The sequence below is a fragment of the Bacillus sp. FSL R5-0439 genome (genome assembly GCF_038008805.1).
In the GTDB taxonomy this organism is placed as follows: Bacteria; Bacillota; Bacilli; order Bacillales; family Bacillaceae; genus Bacillus; species Bacillus safensis.
Window position 1 is genome coordinate 1194656 of the sequence record NZ_JBBOZW010000001.1, and the last position, 14583, is coordinate 1209238.

Consider the following 14583-nt stretch of genomic DNA (forward strand, 5'->3'; position numbering starts at 1 on the left):
ATGATTATTGCCATAACTGATGTTACACACGGTAGTAAAGTAAGAGAGCCAAAAGGTGCTCTGCGTTACTACTATACACATGCCTTAGAAATCGAAAATTCTAAGGAAGAGCTTCTCATCCAAATGGACTTTACAGATAAGCTCTCTAAAAAAAATTACACGGAGGTAATAGGAAATGAGAATTAACCACAATATCGCAGCACTTAACACATTAAACCGTTTATCAGCAAACAATGGTGCAAGCCAAAAGAACATGGAGAAACTTTCTTCTGGTCTTAAAATCAACCGTGCAGGAGATGACGCAGCAGGTCTTGCAATCTCTGAAAAAATGCGTGGACAAATCCGTGGATTAGAAATGGCTTCTAAAAACGCCCAAGACGGTATCTCTCTTATCCAAACAGCTGAAGGTGCATTGACTGAAACTCACTCCATCCTTCAACGTGTACGTGAACTAGTCGTTCAAGCTGGAAATACTGGTACACAGCAAGGTGAAGACTTAGCTGCAATTAAAGATGAGATCACAGCGCTTGTTGAAGAGGTCGATGGTATTTCTAATCGTACTGAGTTTAACGGAAAAAAATTATTAAATGGTACGTTTAATGGAGTAGGTACACCTGGCACACCAGCAACTCCGCCGACAGATCCAGATGATCCAAGTACAGGTACACCTGCAGTCCCAGCAACTCCTGGTGATGCTTTAGTATTCCAAATTGGTGCAAATGCTACACAACAAATTAAAGTCAACATTCAAGATATGAGCGCTGCTGCTTTAGGCGTTACAGACGCAGATGGTGCAGTTGAGACAGGTAAGTCTGTTAAAGATATCGATGTATCTAAATTTGAAACAATTGCAGCTGATGACGATGGTGGATTTGATGATCAGTTAGCAATCGTTGATGGAGCTATTAAACAAGTTTCTGCACAACGTGCTAAACTTGGTGCAGTTCAAAATCGTCTAGAGCACACAATCAACAACCTTGGTGCATCTTCTGAAAACTTAACGGCTGCTGAGTCTCGTATCCGTGACGTTGACATGGCAAAAGAAATGAGTGAGTTCACTAAGAACAACATTCTTTCTCAAGCGTCTCAAGCAATGCTTGCACAAGCGAATCAACAGCCACAAAACGTACTTCAATTATTACGTTAATAAACCAAAAGCCCCTATATAAAGGGGCTTTTTTGTTTGTCTTTATTCGCTTAGATGTCTTATTTTATAGATCGTTCTAAAAATCGTTCTAAAAGACGCTTCAACGCCAATGAATACGACAAATAATAATACTATCCAACTAACCAAATATTCGAGAGTGGCTTTTGTATTTCTCAGTGTTAGTCATTATCCTGTTTTTAACAAACAGGGAGCTACATAAAGCAGCTCCCTGACAAGTAATCAATCTTTCTTTTTTTTGTAGTCTTTTATTAAGCTTGAAACAGTTAAACCCATTACACCAAAAGCTACTACATAAAATAAAATATTTGTTACAGGTGTATCAATTTTTCCTAAAATCAACACAATAGCGATAATAGCGGCGGGTAAAGTAATTAACAAACCTTTGGATGCCTTATTTTCCTGTGTCACTAGCCGAGCACCTCATTGAGGAATTACACGAACAAAGGTCGTTTGCAACAAACTAAAACAATTGATTTCTTCACTAAAAGTAAGATGGACATATATAGATGGATGCTTTTTTATAAGTTTTACATTGGTAAAATAGTGAGAAGTATCTCAGTCATTCTTTCCAATATAGAGGAGGAGGAATCGTAGGTACCTTATACAAATGTATAAACAGCACTTCATAGAACTTGCCTTACTAGGGTGAATTAAAACATATATAATCCTTCTCTTAAAGTTGTTGGTTTTAAAAAGTAAAAAACATGGTAAAATTAGATAAAAGTATAAGAAAGAGTGATTCTATGGAATATGTAATTATGTTAATCTTTTTATTAGCACTTTTCTTTATTTTTACTGTTTTCCTAAAAACTCGTTACAGTTTTGGTGAAAAATACTTAGTCTTAAAATTTGGTTTATCTAAAACAGAAATACCAATTGATCAAATCGTTAGTATTAAAGAGTCAGACAAGTATGCAGTTGCAGATAATATTGATTATAGAATTGGTGCTCCATATGGTCAACCAGATAGAATCGTTATTGAAACTATGAATAAGCGTTTTCTAGTTTTTTTAAATGAAGGTCATCATTTTCTTCAAAATTATAAAAAAGCTAGTGCTAGAATATAAGATAAGTATCTTCTAAGATAGAAGGTGCTTTTTTATTCGAGTTCCACTTCTTTAGATATACTAATAGAATGAATACTTCAATACTTCAGCCAAGTTGACTTACGAAGAGTTGTTGAAGGTTGCTAAGTGATAGACTGAAACATAATATATCTCTTGAAAGGATGATTGTGGTGGTGAAAACAGATAAAGTCTCCTCCTGAATACAGTAAATCACATTCAGGAGGAGATAAAAAATGTTTAAAAAAATAGATGAAAATTATCCGAGAAAAGAGCACTTTCATCATTATATGAAGGTAACCCGATGCTCATATAGCCTAGTTATCGATTTAGATATCACGAAATTGCATTCAATATTAAAAGAAAAAAAGCTAAAAGTATATCCTGTGCAAATTTATTTGTTAGCAAGGGCTGTGCAAAAAATACCGGAGTTTCGGATGGATCTAGTGAATGATGAACTTGGTCACTGGGATCTTCTCCATCCTAGTTATACGATTCTAAATAAAGAAACAAAGACATTTTCAAGTATTTGGACGCCTTATGACGAAAATTTTGCTCGGTTTTATAAAAGCTGTGTAGCTGATATTGAAGCTTATAGCGAAAGTAACAAACTATTTCCGAAACCTCATATGCCAGAAAATATGTTCAATATTTCAAGCCTGCCTTGGATTGATTTTACTTCTTTTAACCTTAATGTATCTACAGATGAAACTTATTTACTGCCGATATTTACGTTAGGCAAATTTAAGGTGGAAGAAGAAAAAATCATCTTGCCAGTCGCCATTCAAGTACATCATGCTGTTTGTGACGGCTATCATGCCGGTCAATATGTGGAATATTTGAGATGGCTGATAGAACATTGTGAAGAGTGGTTAAGCGATTCATTGTATACTTAATTTTCAAAGGTATAGTCATTTGATAGAAAAAGGCAGACTTAGTAGAGTCTGCTTTTTCTGTTGTGAGCAGAAATGTGTAAAGTCACGTTATGAACTGTTCTTTTTGCGGTTTCTTTTCGGTGCTTTGTCATCTCTTGCATGTGATAATAAATGTAATATAAGGGAATTTAATGGAAGGGGAATAAGGGATGGAGAAAGTGATTTCTTCACATGTTGGTGTGAAAATAAATGAATGGTATAAAATGATTCGGCAATTCAGTGTACCCGATGCAGAGATTTTGAAAGCTGAGGTAGAACAAGAAATTGAACGGATGGAAGAAGACCAGGATTTACTGATTTACTATCAACTAATGTGTTTTCGCCATCAGCTTATGCTTGATTATATTAAGCCTTCAGAAAAACGATCGCCTTCTGTTTCTGATTTGGTTGATAAAATCGAAAATTCAAATCATCAACTTTCTGGTATGCTGCAATACTATAATGCTTTTTTTAGAGGAATGTATGAGTTTAGTAAAAAAGAATACATACAGGCTATTCAATATTATAAGATCGCTGAAAGGCAGCTCGCATTAGTTGTAGATGATATTGAGCAAGCGGAGTTTCACTTCAAGGTGGCTGAAGCCTACTATATTATGAAGCAAACTCATGTTTCTATGCATCACATCATAAAGGCCTTAGACATCTATAAGCAGCATGAACAATATAAAGTTCGCCAAATACAAAGCTTGATTGTTATTGCAGGAAATTATGATGATTTCAAGCGATATGACAAGTCATTAGAGCATCTAAATACAGCTTTTTCTATAGCAGAAGAGCTCGCCGATAATATGTTAATTGCTAAAATTCTATTGAACATAGCGAATACATATGATCGACAACAAAAGTACACTGAAGCAATCATACGCTACAGAGAAGTTTTAGACATTATTACACCACGAAGTATTGATATAAAACCAATCACCCTATTTAGTTTAAGTTGGTCGTTGTATAAGTCTAGTCTACATGATGAAGCCGCTCCACTCGTAGAAGATGGTCTTAAGTGCTCCTTAGAGAGAAATGATTCGTTGTGTTTGATGTTATTTAAAGCTTTAAAAGCGATTTATATAAATGCTAGTGAGAAAGCAATTCAGGAAGTGCTAAATTATTTTGAGGAAAAGCAACTATATGTCTATGTCGAGGCATTTGCTCAAAGTATCGGATTATCTTCTGAAAAAAAGGGGGACTTTGAAAAAGCTGCCGAATATTATAGAAAGGCTCTTAAAGCTCAAAATGATATTCAAAAAGGAGAGTGTCTGTATGATTATTAAAAAATTACTAGTCATTGTATCCATTGTATTGTTAAGTGTTTCAACAGCAGAAACTTTGAAAATCATTGGAACAAAATCAATACGGAATACAACAATGGAGGAACAACAAAAATCAAATCGAAATACGACTATAATTGATCGAAATACAACCTCTGAAAACGTATAGAAAAGATTAAAACAGACTTTAATAGTCTGTTTTTTTATGAAGTAGAATGAGCAATTGAACAGTTGGTCAATGTTATACTAACCTCAATAGATATAGGGAGGTATCCACTTTGAAATCATTCTGGGAGAAAGAAGAAGAGAGCCCTTTCACGTTAGAAAAGGTAGATGAGGAGAAAATTCGTGAAGCAGAGGGGACACTTGGTGTCACTTTACCTGCTACATACAAAAAGCTCATTTTAGAATGGAACGGTGGCTTTACAGTGCGTAATGCGTTTCCAACTGATCGGCCGAACTCATGGGCAGATGATCATGTTCAATTTGACCATCTAAGAGGAATCGCCAAAGATGATGGCATCATGAATAGTTCCCAGTTAAGTGATGAATTGGAGCTGCCGGAGGGGCTTGTGATCATCAGCGGAGAAGAAGATACATGGATCGCAATGGATTATCGAGAAACGAAGGAACACCCGCCTATTCACTATTTTGATTTAGAGATGGGAGTCGATTTTAAACTGGCGGATACTTTCGATGATTTTATTGAGCAGTTATATACAGCTGAAGATGCGATGATCGAGGTTGTAGAGATTGATGAGGAATCTTCGGATTTGTATGTCAGTAAAGAAGAGCTTGAACAAATATTTGAGAGACAAGACCTTCGTCAGCAGAACCTCTTTAAAATGGCACATTATCCAATGGAAGACATTGAAGAGATTGAATGGTTTTTCGATCGCATGAAACAAAGCATCAAACATATAAAAGATCAGAATGTTTTGTATGAGGCGGCCACGACGGTTCACTCCATTCTTTTGTTAAATCCAGATATGCCAAGGAATGATCGTATCAATCAAGAGCTGCAAGAAATTGCTGAGTTTCTAGAAAAGAGTGGAGAGGCTCTTACCGTCCTTTTGGGAGAAGACATTCATCCAGTGAAAAAGCCATAGTAAAAGAATAAAAGCCCTTAAAAGGGCTTTTTGATTTTAGTTTGTGATTTCTTTTTATGTAAAGTGTTGATGATGAATAATGCAATAAATGAAGTAATGAATGAGAATAAAGTGTAAACAATGGCCCAGCCTAAAAAGGAGGCATTAAAAAGTGTAAATGTCAGGATGAACAATATCATAAAGCTCAAAACTGGCATGAAATAAATCTTTTGTATAAATAATGTGCCGATAAATGAAACGACGATAATACTTATTGGAAGCAAGCCGAATGCGAATTCTAAATGAGTCATATCAATTCTCCCTTTAGATTACTTAAATCATTCTATATCTCAAAAAACTCATACTGATTTCTCCTATATGTCGGGGATTTTGAGTTTAATTGCATGAGAAATAAATTAATGATTTATATCATAACATTATTGATGACATTTATGTATTAATATGGAATTTATTGATAAACTTATTATCTAATGATCTTGAACTCTCCTTACCTAGCTACAGTGATCATCGTACTTGTATTCAGTCTGTAAGTAATGCAATTAGCCATCTTATGGAAAGTATTGAGAGCATTATAGAAAAGTTCTTTTTTTATATAGAAGGTTGATTAAAAGCGGCTTTGAATTTTTTTATCTGTCTTGAGGTATAAGTTACAATCTATCCAAAATCCATTAGAATAAAGAAAATGGATAAAGGAGCAACCACATGAATTTTAATTTAAATGAAGCTTTGGATATGTTGAGTCGAACTCCTCACACGTTAGAAAGTCTTTTGTCGGGTTTATCGAAGGATTGGCTTCACAGCCGTGAAGGGGAGGGGACGTGGAATCCAGTTGAAGTCATTGAACATTTGATTGAAGCAGAGAAATTCAACTGGATTCCTCGATTAAATGTGATTCTAGCTGATGGAGAGAATACACCATTTCCTGCGTTTGACCGCTACTCTCATTTGAACCAATCTGAAAGACAGATAGAACAAGCATTATCTGAGTTTCATCATATGCGGATGGAGAATGTGGCATACATTCAGCGTATGACACATTCAGGCCTTGATTTAGAAAAAAAGGGCGTTCACCCGGAGTTTGGGGTCGTGAAAGTGAGCGAATTACTTTCTGCGTGGGTTGTCCATGACTTCACACATATGTCCCAGATTGTTCGGGTCATGGCGGAACGATATCGAACCGATGTGGGCCCGTGGAGCGCTTATTTAGGGATTTTGAATAGGAAATAAATGTTTAATGGTGCTTGGCGGCCCACTCAGATTGAAGCATGGCATATTGATATTCATCGACCCAATGTCCCTTCGACATATAATTTTGCAGCAAATGTCCTTCGCGTCTCATTTCTAAACGTTCCAGCACTCGAATGGATTTTTCGTTGCGCACATCTGTAAAGGCAATGATTTTATGTTTGTTTAGTGTTATAAAGATATATTCGAAAATTGCACTCAGAGCTTCATGAATATAGCCCATTCCTTGGTATTCAGGCGCGAGTGTAAAACCTATTTCAACAATTCTCGGCTCACTGTCAAGTGTATGAATGGCGCAATCTCCTATCAGCTGATTGGATTCAGATAAGGCAATAGCGTATTGAAACCACGTCCCCGGTTGATTAGGTTTTTGTGTCATTTGATGTTGAACAAATGATTCAGCATCTTCGTACGTGTAGTTTTCCCAAGATTGAAATTTTGCAATAGAGGGATTTGCTCGGTATTGATAAAATGCTTCAATATCCTGCCTGTCAAATTGGCGAATAACAACCCGGTTTGTTCTTGTGAATATGCTGTTTGCATTCTTCATGTGTTAACCTCACTTTTAGTTTGTTCTTGATTTGAAAAAGTCTATCAGCCATTCAGATAGCTGCTGTTGTGCTTTGCTGACAAATCGATCTGCATAATAAATTAATTCCAAGTGCCGGACAGGTGCTGGCTCAGCAATAGGAATCGAAACAATATTGGACCACGTCGAATGTTGTTTTAGTAATCCTCTTGGCTGAATGGTTGCACCGATCCCGGCTTCAACCAGCTGCAATAGCGAAAATGCGGATCCAACCTCCATGGCAGTGTCTAGTTCAACACCCTGTTCTTTACATACGTCATCTACTAAATCCCTTCCTAGATATCCCTTCGGATACATGACCAACGCATGCTGAGTCAGCTCTTCCAATGTCACTTCACTCTTTTGGGCTAAATCACTTTTTGAATGAACAAATAATTCGTATGGCTCACTCCCAAGTGGAATTTGAACGAGACGCTTATCTGCAGGCCCTCGCAGCCCGATGCCGAGATCCACTTTATGCGAAAGGACTTCTTCACGCACGAAGATATTTGAATATGCCTTCAGATTGGTTTCGGGGTAAAGTGTTTTAAATTCTACAAAAAGTGGCACCAGCTGAAAATCAAGATCGGATGGGAGTACTGCGAGACGAACGGTTCCTCGTTTTTCCGATAATAGTTCTTTCATCGCATTTTTTGCATCTCTTTCAGCTTGAAGCATTTTCATGCCATATTGATAAAGCAGCGAACCGGCTTCGGTAGCCACGACTTTTTTGCCGATTCGATCAAAGAGCGGCATCCCAACTTCTGCTTCAAGCAGTCGAATTTGCTGGCTAAGTGTCGGCTGTGAAATGCCTAGCTCCTCAGCAGCCTTTGTAAAATGCAAATGATGATATACAGCCATAAAATAGGTAATATGCCGGGTATCCATTTGTCCTCCTTTCATAAATGATAGCCTTTTCCTATCATCATAATACGATTTATTGTATTGATCAATGGATGCAGCAGTTTTATACTCAAAGTAACCTTAACGAGATGAAAGAAGGGTATTGATGAAAAAAATATATTATTTAGCCGCTTTATTTTTAGCAGCATTAAACTTACGTCCAATCATTACGTCCGTGGCTTCCATGATGAGCATGATTCAATCAGAGCTTGGTGTAAACGCACTGACAGCAAGTCTTTTGACCACTTTGCCTGTCCTTTGTATGGGGGTATTTGCTCCTGTTGCGACGATACTCAGCCGGCGTTTTGGTTTAGAAAGAACGCTGTTTTTCTCAATTCTTCTTATCACGATTGCCACAGCACTGCGTGGTACAAGCCAATCGGTTGCTATCCTGCTCATGACTGCGTTCGCAGGAGGGGTAGGGATTAGCTTTGCGGGTCCTTTATTGTCTAGTTTTATTAAAAAATATTTCCCGAGAAATCCTGGTATTGTTAGTGTGTATTCAATTTCGATGACAATAGGTGCAGCGCTCGCTTCCGGCTTCACCATTCCGATTTATCTACGCAGTCAGCATCACCTTACGTTAGCTTTGTCCTGCTGGGCGATTCTAGGGGTGATTGCCCTTATTCTATGGGTCGGTTTAGTTCGCAAAAATGAGCAAAGTGATCATGTAACCTTGCCGTTAAAATTGCCGTTGAGAAACAAAAAGGCTATTCAATTCACTTTGTTCTTTGGCTTTATGTCTAGTATGTTTTATTCTTTGACGGCATGGATTTCACCGATTGCTCTTAGCTTTGGAAACAGTCCGCAATATGCTGCCATGCTGCTGACCATATTTACACTCATTCAGATTCCAGTGGCACTGCTTGTTCCAGCGGTCGTTACTCGATTAGGAAAACCGAAATTATTTCTCATTTTATGCAGTCTGTCTGAACTTATTGGCCTTATCTTTCTTCTTCTGCCAATGCCGATCTTGCCAGCCGTCATTTTCCTAGGTATGGGTGCAGGTGGATTATTTCCTTTAGCGCTTATGCTCCCGATTATGGAGACGAATACTCCAGAGGAAGCCGGAACCTGGTCAGCGATGTCGCAGATGGGCGGGTACATTGTAGGTGGATTCGGTCCATTTTTCATTGGCTTGGTTTTCGATCTAAGCGGACATTTTTATGCTTCTATTGTGGCAATGGTTGTCATCGTCATGCTGATGATTGGCGTTCAGTTATCCATGAATCTTGGTAAAAAACGCGAAGTGGGATCGAATTAAAGATCAATTGATCGGCGCTTTTATATCATTGCACAATGGAAACCGCCATAGCCTATTCCTAATTAAATAGGCTATGGCGGTTATTTTTTTAGAAGCTGCACATGAACGAATTATCTTGCAAGATATTTTTCAACTTTACGGGTAGCCATTTCTGCAGCTTCCATGATCATTTCACCTAATGTTGGGTGAGGATGAATCGTCATTGCTAAATCTTCTGCTGTAGCGCCAACTTCAATAGAGAGAGCTAGTTCTGATATAAGAGTAGATGCTTCAGCCCCTACGATTTGTGCCCCTAGAATAAGACCAGATTCAGCATGGGCTACAATCTTCACAAAACCTTCTGGTTCTTTTAATGCAAGCGCTCGGCCATTAATGGAGAACATTGCTTTCCCAATGACAGTCGGAATGGATTTTTGCTTGCAATCCGTTTCGCTTAGTCCAACACTCGTCAATTCTGGGCTGGAAAAAACAACAAGTGGGATCGCTTTATAGTCTATTATCGAAGGTTTACCAGCGATTGCTTCTGCTGCAACTTTTGCTTCATAGGAAGCTTTATGAGCCAAAGCAGGCCCCTCTGTGATATCACCAATCGCATATATGTGCGGGATGGATGTTCTGCATTGTTCATCAATTTCAATTCGTCCGTGAGAAGGAATAGACAACCCGATAGAATCAAGACCTAATGTTCCATCTGTATTCGGTTTTCTTCCGACAGTAATCAGTGCATATTCCGCTTTCACCGTGTAGCTTTCTTTCTGTTTCTCATAATGAAGATCAATTCCGCTCATACGCTGCTCGGCATCTGTGACGTTTGCTCCTGTAATCAGCGTGATTTTATCTTCTTTCAATTGACGAACGACAGGCGAGACAAGCTCACTTTCAAAGCCAGGCAATACTTGATTGCCGCCTTCCAAGATGGTGACTTTTGTTCCAAACCTAGCAAACATCTGTCCTAATTCAACCCCAATATAACCACCCCCAACTACGACAAGGCTTTTAGGGATCTCGGGAAGGGATAGTGCTTCAGTGGAAGACAAAATACGACCGCCGAAAGGGAGTGATTTAATTTCAATTGGACGGGAGCCGGTTGCTAGTATAAGGTGTTTGAAGTTGATTTGCTTTTCACCTTTTTCTGCATGTTGAATGACCGCTGTATGCTGATCGATCAAGCTTGCATCGCCTTCCAGTATGGTAACTCCCGCTGACTTTAACAAAAATTGTACGCCTCCCGCTTGTTTGTCCACAACCGCTTTTTTGAACGCTTGAGCTTCCTTGAAAGAGCCGCCTTCTTGAAAACCACCCCATTGTGTGCGGAGCTTGAACCGCTCTGCTTCTGCTATTAGCGCCTTAGAAGGGATACAGCCTACATGGGTGCATACTCCACCTAACTGATCACGCTCTACAATCGCTGTCTTCATGCCGAGATGAGCTGAACGTAATGCCGCCACATAGCCTCCCGGACCTGATCCAATTACTAATGTATCTACTGCGTTTAAATGAATCATTTCTTGCACCTCCAACTTCAAAATATGATGATCATAATATATTATAATCATCATATTTTATTGAAGTCAATCCCATCTGAGTTTGGAAAGATGGATTTCAGTCAATTGACACAAGATAATATGATGAATATAATATTTTGATAAGAAGGAGGTTAGGTAGAGGAATGCCTTATCCGAAAGGTCATAAGTCAAAAGTGAGAGAGCAGATCATTGCAAGTGCTGCACGAGCATTTCGAACAAATGGCGTTCGTAATATCAGTTTGCCATTCATTATGAAAGGAGCAGGCCTAACTCATGGAGGGTTTTATGCTCACTTTAAGAACAAGGATCAGTTGGTGATAGAGACTTTTCATTTTGCTATCACTGATACGATCAAACTGCTGCAAAGTGTTGCAGACAAGAAAGCAGACCAGCCTCGAATTCAGACGATCATTGAATTCTATTTAAGTTCGGTTCACCGTGATCAGACGGAGGTCGGCTGTATACTGCCTGCGCTGTCAGGAGAAATTGCTCAATTATCGCAAGAGGTAAGGAATGCTTATACCGATGAATTGAAACGATTTATGGATTTTATAGCTGATGCTGGAAACATAGATCTCTCTACAAGTTACGCACTAGTAAGCAGCATGATTGGTACAATTGCTCTTGCACGTGCTGTCAATGATTCGCAGTTCAGTGATCAATTGTTACTGGCAGGCATAATACAGGCAAAACGCGTTCTAGAGGCGAATTAACATTCAAATAAAAAACATAGGAGATGTTGCGATGTTGATTAGAGAAGCAAGCATAGAAGATTATCCAGAATTAAGACAAATCTATTTAGAATCCCGGCGCCAAAGCTTTCACTGGCTTAATCCAGAAGAACTCAATCTGCAAGATTTTGATCAAGATACGCAGGAAGAGCAAATTTTCTTAGCTGAGGAGAACAATAAAATCCTCGGATTCATTTCTCTATATGTACCCGATCGATTTATTCACCTCTTGTTTGTACATCCAGAAGCTGCGGGCCAAGGGGCTGGAGATCTGCTGCTCAAACAAGCGATAAAAGTTTTGGGAACACCGGTCACCCTCAAATGTGTCTCCGAAAATCACAAAGCTTTATCTTTTTATCAAAAAAGAGGCTGGAAGGCTGTTGTAGAAGAAGGAGAACCTGGGGCAGAATACTGGGTGCTTATTTATGAATAGAAGTCTTTTTATCTTATCATTCGCATGGCCCTTTATAGGGCTTTTTTGCGGTTTCTTTTCGGTGTCGAATGGTTCATAAAATGATAATATATGTCATTATAGGGAAAATAGAGGAAGGGGTAAGGGCTGATGGAGAAAGTGCTTTCTTCTCACGTCGGTTTGAAAATCAATGAATGGTATTATCATATTCAAAGATTTAACGTACCGGACGCCGAAGCATATAAAGAGGAAATCAAATCAATGCTTGATCATATGGAAGAAAATCAAGATTTATTATTGTATTTCTCACTCATGGAGTTCAGACATAAATTAATGCTTGATTACTTGAATCCTTTAGAAAATGGGAAAGAGCGGGCCAACTTCAAGGAACTCGCAATGAAGATCAAAAGGGACCAAGAGAAATTAACAGGATTGCTCGAGTATTACTTCAATTTTTTCTACGGCATGTATGAATTCGAAAACTATGAATACCTAAATGCGATTACCTTCTATAAACGGGCAGAAAAAAAGCTGTCTCTTGTCAGTGACGATATTGAACGGGCCGAGTTCAATTACAAGATGGCTGAAATCTATTACCACATGAAACAAACCCACATGTCCATGCACCATATCGCACAGGCGATAGAATGTTATCGAGAAAAAGATACATACACAGTAAGAGAAATACAATGTTCTTTTGTGATTGGATTAAACTACATAGATATGGGCTGCCCCGAAAAAGCAATACCCCATTTTCAACACGCACTAGAAAAAGCCGCCGACAACTCAACAAAACGATTAAAAGGATCAGCACTCTATAATTTAGGGTTGAGTTATTTTCATAACAAAGAAATAGCCCAAGCAATAATTCACTTTAATGACTCAATTCGAGCATTTAGAGAGCAGGGATACGAACATTTAAATAGAATCTTAGACCCGCTTATTATGTTGTCAAAAGCCTACTTCAAAAAGAAAGAACAGGATTTAGGTATATATGCTTTAAATAACGGCATAGAACTATCTGAAAAACTGAAAGACCATGTGCTGTTATTGATATTCAAATTTTTAAGATCACTATACGTTGACAACAATTTTGAGCAGTTGGAAAAAATAATGGAATTGCTAGAAATAAAGTCAATGTATCCTGATCTAGAAGATTTAGCAAAAGATGCTGCAAAATATTATAATGAAATGGGAGATAAAGACAATGCGATGCTTTTTTATGAGAAAATTCTTTATTTCCAAACTCAAGTGAAGCGGGGGGACTGTCAGTATGAAATTTAAAACGTTATCAGTCGTATTTGTGATGATCAGCATTATCAGTATTGTTGGTTATTTTACATCTGAAGTGACAGCAAGTCATGATGAAGCTAGGAGAGGTCATACTGCAAGTATCGGTTACACTGCATAAAATAAAAAGCCCTTTAAGGGCTTTTTATTTTAAGACGGAATATATGCTATGAATAAAGAATATTTTTTCCATAGAAAAGATATTAAGGAGGAAGTAAAAATGACAATGTTAAAATCAACATTATTTAGAAGGATTTTTATTATATTTTTTGCTTTAACCTTTATGATTAGCTTGTTTAATATGGCTGTGTTTCCAGGAACGCCAGCGTCTTATTATATTGGCCTAGTTTGTAAGATGTTGTTTATCAGTTTGTTAAATGGTTTGTTTTTCGGAACAATCATCTATTTGATTGTCGTCTTTCTCAATGCTAAATCTTCAAAAGAAAATCAATAACGAGCGAGCGGCTAAAGTCCGTTCTTTTTTATTTTAAAAATGACAGAGAACATGTATGAACTAGATCGCACATTACATTATTTTTAATATCCTACTGCATTCTATTTTAAAGGATGTTACCGTTGGTTGTAAGGAATGATTGGCCAGTCTTCCAATAAAAATTGGAGGGAAATCATGAATTACAAAATTGAAATGTTAACGAATATGAAAATGGTGTATATGAGAAATATAGGATCATATGGCAGCAAAGAGAATTTTGAGATGATGAAGAGATTTAAGAAATGGATCAAGCAACATCAATTAAATGATGAATTAAAGGAATATGGTATATATGGTGTTCCTCAAGATGTTCCTGGAAAAATTCCATCAGAAAAATGCAGATACGACCTCATGCTTATGACAAATAGAGATTTCACAAATGATCAAATGGTTCAGACTGGTCATTTTGAAGGGGGAAAGTATGCTGTGTTTACAGTGACACATACAACCGAAAAAGTGAATTTATTTTGGAGACAATTGCCTCAAATGATCCAACACAATCAATTGAACACGCGTCAGGTACCTATTATGGAGAGATATAGAGAAGAAGAAGGCGTGTGTGAGTTCTTACTACCTATCTTTTAAACACTTTATTGAACTGCAATGAAAA

At 37.8% G+C, this 14583-nt stretch carries 19 protein-coding genes; 14 read left to right on the forward strand and 5 right to left on the reverse strand.

Features of this window, described 5'->3' with window-relative positions; all coding sequences use genetic code 11:
• Together NST59_RS05955 and hag are read left to right on the forward strand one after the other, a co-directional pair.
• The gene (locus NST59_RS05955) at nucleotides 1–186 is read left to right on the forward strand and encodes a hypothetical protein (RefSeq protein ID WP_058838865.1); all 186 of its coding nucleotides are present in this window, start codon (nucleotides 1–3) and stop codon (nucleotides 184–186) included.
• Complete coding sequence (hag, locus tag NST59_RS05960) at nucleotides 176–1147, forward strand: flagellin Hag (protein ID WP_058838866.1); 972 nt, start codon at nucleotides 176–178, stop codon at nucleotides 1145–1147. Before NST59_RS05955 ends, hag begins: the two co-directional genes overlap by 11 nt.
• Nucleotides 1148–1387: 240 nt before the next feature.
• On the opposite strand, the gene NST59_RS05965 is transcribed toward hag, so the two are convergent.
• The gene (locus tag NST59_RS05965; protein WP_059377832.1) at nucleotides 1388–1576 is read right to left on the reverse strand and encodes a hypothetical protein; all 189 of its coding nucleotides are present in this window, start codon (nucleotides 1574–1576) and stop codon (nucleotides 1388–1390) included.
• Between the two features lie 335 nt (nucleotides 1577–1911).
• Here NST59_RS05965 and NST59_RS05975 point away from each other — a divergent pair, with 335 nt between their 5' ends.
• The 4 genes from NST59_RS05975 to NST59_RS05990 all read left to right on the forward strand — a co-directional run bounded on the left by NST59_RS05975 (nucleotide 1912) and on the right by NST59_RS05990 (nucleotide 5541).
• Nucleotides 1912–2235 (forward strand): SunI/YnzG family protein, encoded by a 324-nt coding sequence (locus NST59_RS05975; RefSeq protein ID WP_216431222.1) that lies wholly within the window; start codon nucleotides 1912–1914, stop codon nucleotides 2233–2235.
• Between the two features lie 233 nt (nucleotides 2236–2468).
• Nucleotides 2469–3128, forward strand: coding sequence for a type A chloramphenicol O-acetyltransferase (gene catA, locus NST59_RS05980; RefSeq protein WP_064498320.1), 660 nt, complete (start codon nucleotides 2469–2471; stop codon nucleotides 3126–3128).
• 188 nt (nucleotides 3129–3316) lie between these two features.
• The gene (locus tag NST59_RS05985) at nucleotides 3317–4435 is read left to right on the forward strand and encodes a Rap family tetratricopeptide repeat protein (protein WP_341040465.1); all 1119 of its coding nucleotides are present in this window, start codon (nucleotides 3317–3319) and stop codon (nucleotides 4433–4435) included.
• 275 nt (nucleotides 4436–4710) lie between these two features.
• Nucleotides 4711–5541, forward strand: a complete 831-nt coding sequence (locus tag NST59_RS05990) for an SMI1/KNR4 family protein (protein WP_341040467.1) — start codon at nucleotides 4711–4713, stop codon at nucleotides 5539–5541.
• A 17-nt stretch (nucleotides 5542–5558) separates the two neighbouring features.
• On the opposite strand, the gene NST59_RS05995 is transcribed toward NST59_RS05990, so the two are convergent.
• The gene (locus NST59_RS05995) at nucleotides 5559–5831 is read right to left on the reverse strand and encodes a DUF2651 family protein (protein ID WP_047202761.1); all 273 of its coding nucleotides are present in this window, start codon (nucleotides 5829–5831) and stop codon (nucleotides 5559–5561) included.
• A gap of 412 nt (nucleotides 5832–6243) precedes the next feature.
• Here NST59_RS05995 and NST59_RS06000 point away from each other — a divergent pair, with 412 nt between their 5' ends.
• Complete coding sequence (locus NST59_RS06000) at nucleotides 6244–6768, forward strand: DinB family protein (RefSeq protein WP_039177893.1); 525 nt, start codon at nucleotides 6244–6246, stop codon at nucleotides 6766–6768.
• 4 nt (nucleotides 6769–6772) lie between these two features.
• Here the strand turns inward: NST59_RS06000 and NST59_RS06005 are convergent, their stop codons facing one another.
• Nucleotides 6773–7336 carry a GNAT family N-acetyltransferase gene (locus NST59_RS06005; RefSeq protein ID WP_039177895.1) on the reverse strand — a complete coding sequence of 188 codons (564 nt, stop codon included), beginning with the start codon at nucleotides 7334–7336 and terminating at the stop codon, nucleotides 6773–6775.
• A 15-nt stretch (nucleotides 7337–7351) separates the two neighbouring features.
• Nucleotides 7352–8242, reverse strand: coding sequence for a LysR family transcriptional regulator (locus tag NST59_RS06010; protein ID WP_228285949.1), 891 nt, complete (start codon nucleotides 8240–8242; stop codon nucleotides 7352–7354).
• A gap of 121 nt (nucleotides 8243–8363) precedes the next feature.
• On the opposite strand from NST59_RS06010, the gene NST59_RS06015 reads away from it, so the two are divergent.
• On the forward strand, nucleotides 8364–9521 hold the full coding sequence (locus tag NST59_RS06015; protein WP_059377839.1) for an MFS transporter: 1158 nt from the start codon (nucleotides 8364–8366) through the stop codon (nucleotides 9519–9521).
• A 110-nt stretch (nucleotides 9522–9631) separates the two neighbouring features.
• Here the strand turns inward: NST59_RS06015 and lpdA are convergent, their stop codons facing one another.
• On the reverse strand, nucleotides 9632–11026 hold the full coding sequence (gene lpdA, locus NST59_RS06020) for a dihydrolipoyl dehydrogenase (RefSeq protein WP_341040473.1): 1395 nt from the start codon (nucleotides 11024–11026) through the stop codon (nucleotides 9632–9634).
• 164 nt (nucleotides 11027–11190) lie between these two features.
• Here lpdA and NST59_RS06025 point away from each other — a divergent pair, with 164 nt between their 5' ends.
• From NST59_RS06025 to NST59_RS06050, 6 genes are all read left to right on the forward strand, one after another.
• The gene (locus NST59_RS06025; protein ID WP_341040475.1) at nucleotides 11191–11760 is read left to right on the forward strand and encodes a TetR/AcrR family transcriptional regulator; all 570 of its coding nucleotides are present in this window, start codon (nucleotides 11191–11193) and stop codon (nucleotides 11758–11760) included.
• 31 nt (nucleotides 11761–11791) lie between these two features.
• A complete protein-coding gene (locus NST59_RS06030; protein ID WP_039177905.1) occupies nucleotides 11792–12211 on the forward strand; it encodes a GNAT family N-acetyltransferase in 420 nt (139 codons plus the stop codon).
• 129 nt (nucleotides 12212–12340) lie between these two features.
• The gene (locus NST59_RS06035) at nucleotides 12341–13474 is read left to right on the forward strand and encodes a Rap family tetratricopeptide repeat protein (protein WP_039177907.1); all 1134 of its coding nucleotides are present in this window, start codon (nucleotides 12341–12343) and stop codon (nucleotides 13472–13474) included.
• Nucleotides 13464–13601: an aspartate phosphatase gene (locus NST59_RS06040; protein ID WP_144246064.1), complete on the forward strand. Its 138-nt coding sequence runs from the start codon at nucleotides 13464–13466 to the stop codon at nucleotides 13599–13601. Before NST59_RS06035 ends, NST59_RS06040 begins: the two co-directional genes overlap by 11 nt.
• Nucleotides 13602–13700: 99 nt before the next feature.
• Nucleotides 13701–13934, forward strand: a complete 234-nt coding sequence (locus NST59_RS06045; protein ID WP_039177908.1) for a hypothetical protein — start codon at nucleotides 13701–13703, stop codon at nucleotides 13932–13934.
• A 174-nt stretch (nucleotides 13935–14108) separates the two neighbouring features.
• Entirely contained in the window at nucleotides 14109–14558 is a 450-nt protein-coding gene (locus NST59_RS06050; protein WP_039177910.1) for a GyrI-like domain-containing protein, read from the forward strand.
• Nucleotides 14559–14583 lie beyond the last annotated feature (25 nt).

Coding starts and splice junctions, on each gene's coding strand:
- NST59_RS05955 (WP_058838865.1), top strand. CDS start 1: ATGATTATTGCCATAACTGATGTTACACACGGTAGTAAAGTAAGAGAG.
- hag (WP_058838866.1), top strand. CDS start 176: ATGAGAATTAACCACAATATCGCAGCACTTAACACATTAAACCGTTTA.
- NST59_RS05975 (WP_216431222.1), top strand. CDS start 1,912: ATGGAATATGTAATTATGTTAATCTTTTTATTAGCACTTTTCTTTATT.
- catA (WP_064498320.1), top strand. CDS start 2,469: ATGTTTAAAAAAATAGATGAAAATTATCCGAGAAAAGAGCACTTTCAT.
- NST59_RS05985 (WP_341040465.1), top strand. CDS start 3,317: ATGGAGAAAGTGATTTCTTCACATGTTGGTGTGAAAATAAATGAATGG.
- NST59_RS05995 (WP_047202761.1), bottom strand. CDS start 5,831: ATGACTCATTTAGAATTCGCATTCGGCTTGCTTCCAATAAGTATTATC.
- NST59_RS06000 (WP_039177893.1), top strand. CDS start 6,244: ATGAATTTTAATTTAAATGAAGCTTTGGATATGTTGAGTCGAACTCCT.
- NST59_RS06005 (WP_039177895.1), bottom strand. CDS start 7,336: ATGAAGAATGCAAACAGCATATTCACAAGAACAAACCGGGTTGTTATT.
- NST59_RS06010 (WP_228285949.1), bottom strand. CDS start 8,242: ATGGATACCCGGCATATTACCTATTTTATGGCTGTATATCATCATTTG.
- NST59_RS06015 (WP_059377839.1), top strand. CDS start 8,364: ATGAAAAAAATATATTATTTAGCCGCTTTATTTTTAGCAGCATTAAAC.
- lpdA (WP_341040473.1), bottom strand. CDS start 11,026: ATGATTCATTTAAACGCAGTAGATACATTAGTAATTGGATCAGGTCCG.
- NST59_RS06025 (WP_341040475.1), top strand. CDS start 11,191: ATGCCTTATCCGAAAGGTCATAAGTCAAAAGTGAGAGAGCAGATCATT.
- NST59_RS06030 (WP_039177905.1), top strand. CDS start 11,792: ATGTTGATTAGAGAAGCAAGCATAGAAGATTATCCAGAATTAAGACAA.
- NST59_RS06035 (WP_039177907.1), top strand. CDS start 12,341: ATGGAGAAAGTGCTTTCTTCTCACGTCGGTTTGAAAATCAATGAATGG.
- NST59_RS06040 (WP_144246064.1), top strand. CDS start 13,464: ATGAAATTTAAAACGTTATCAGTCGTATTTGTGATGATCAGCATTATC.
- NST59_RS06045 (WP_039177908.1), top strand. CDS start 13,701: ATGACAATGTTAAAATCAACATTATTTAGAAGGATTTTTATTATATTT.
- NST59_RS06050 (WP_039177910.1), top strand. CDS start 14,109: ATGAATTACAAAATTGAAATGTTAACGAATATGAAAATGGTGTATATG.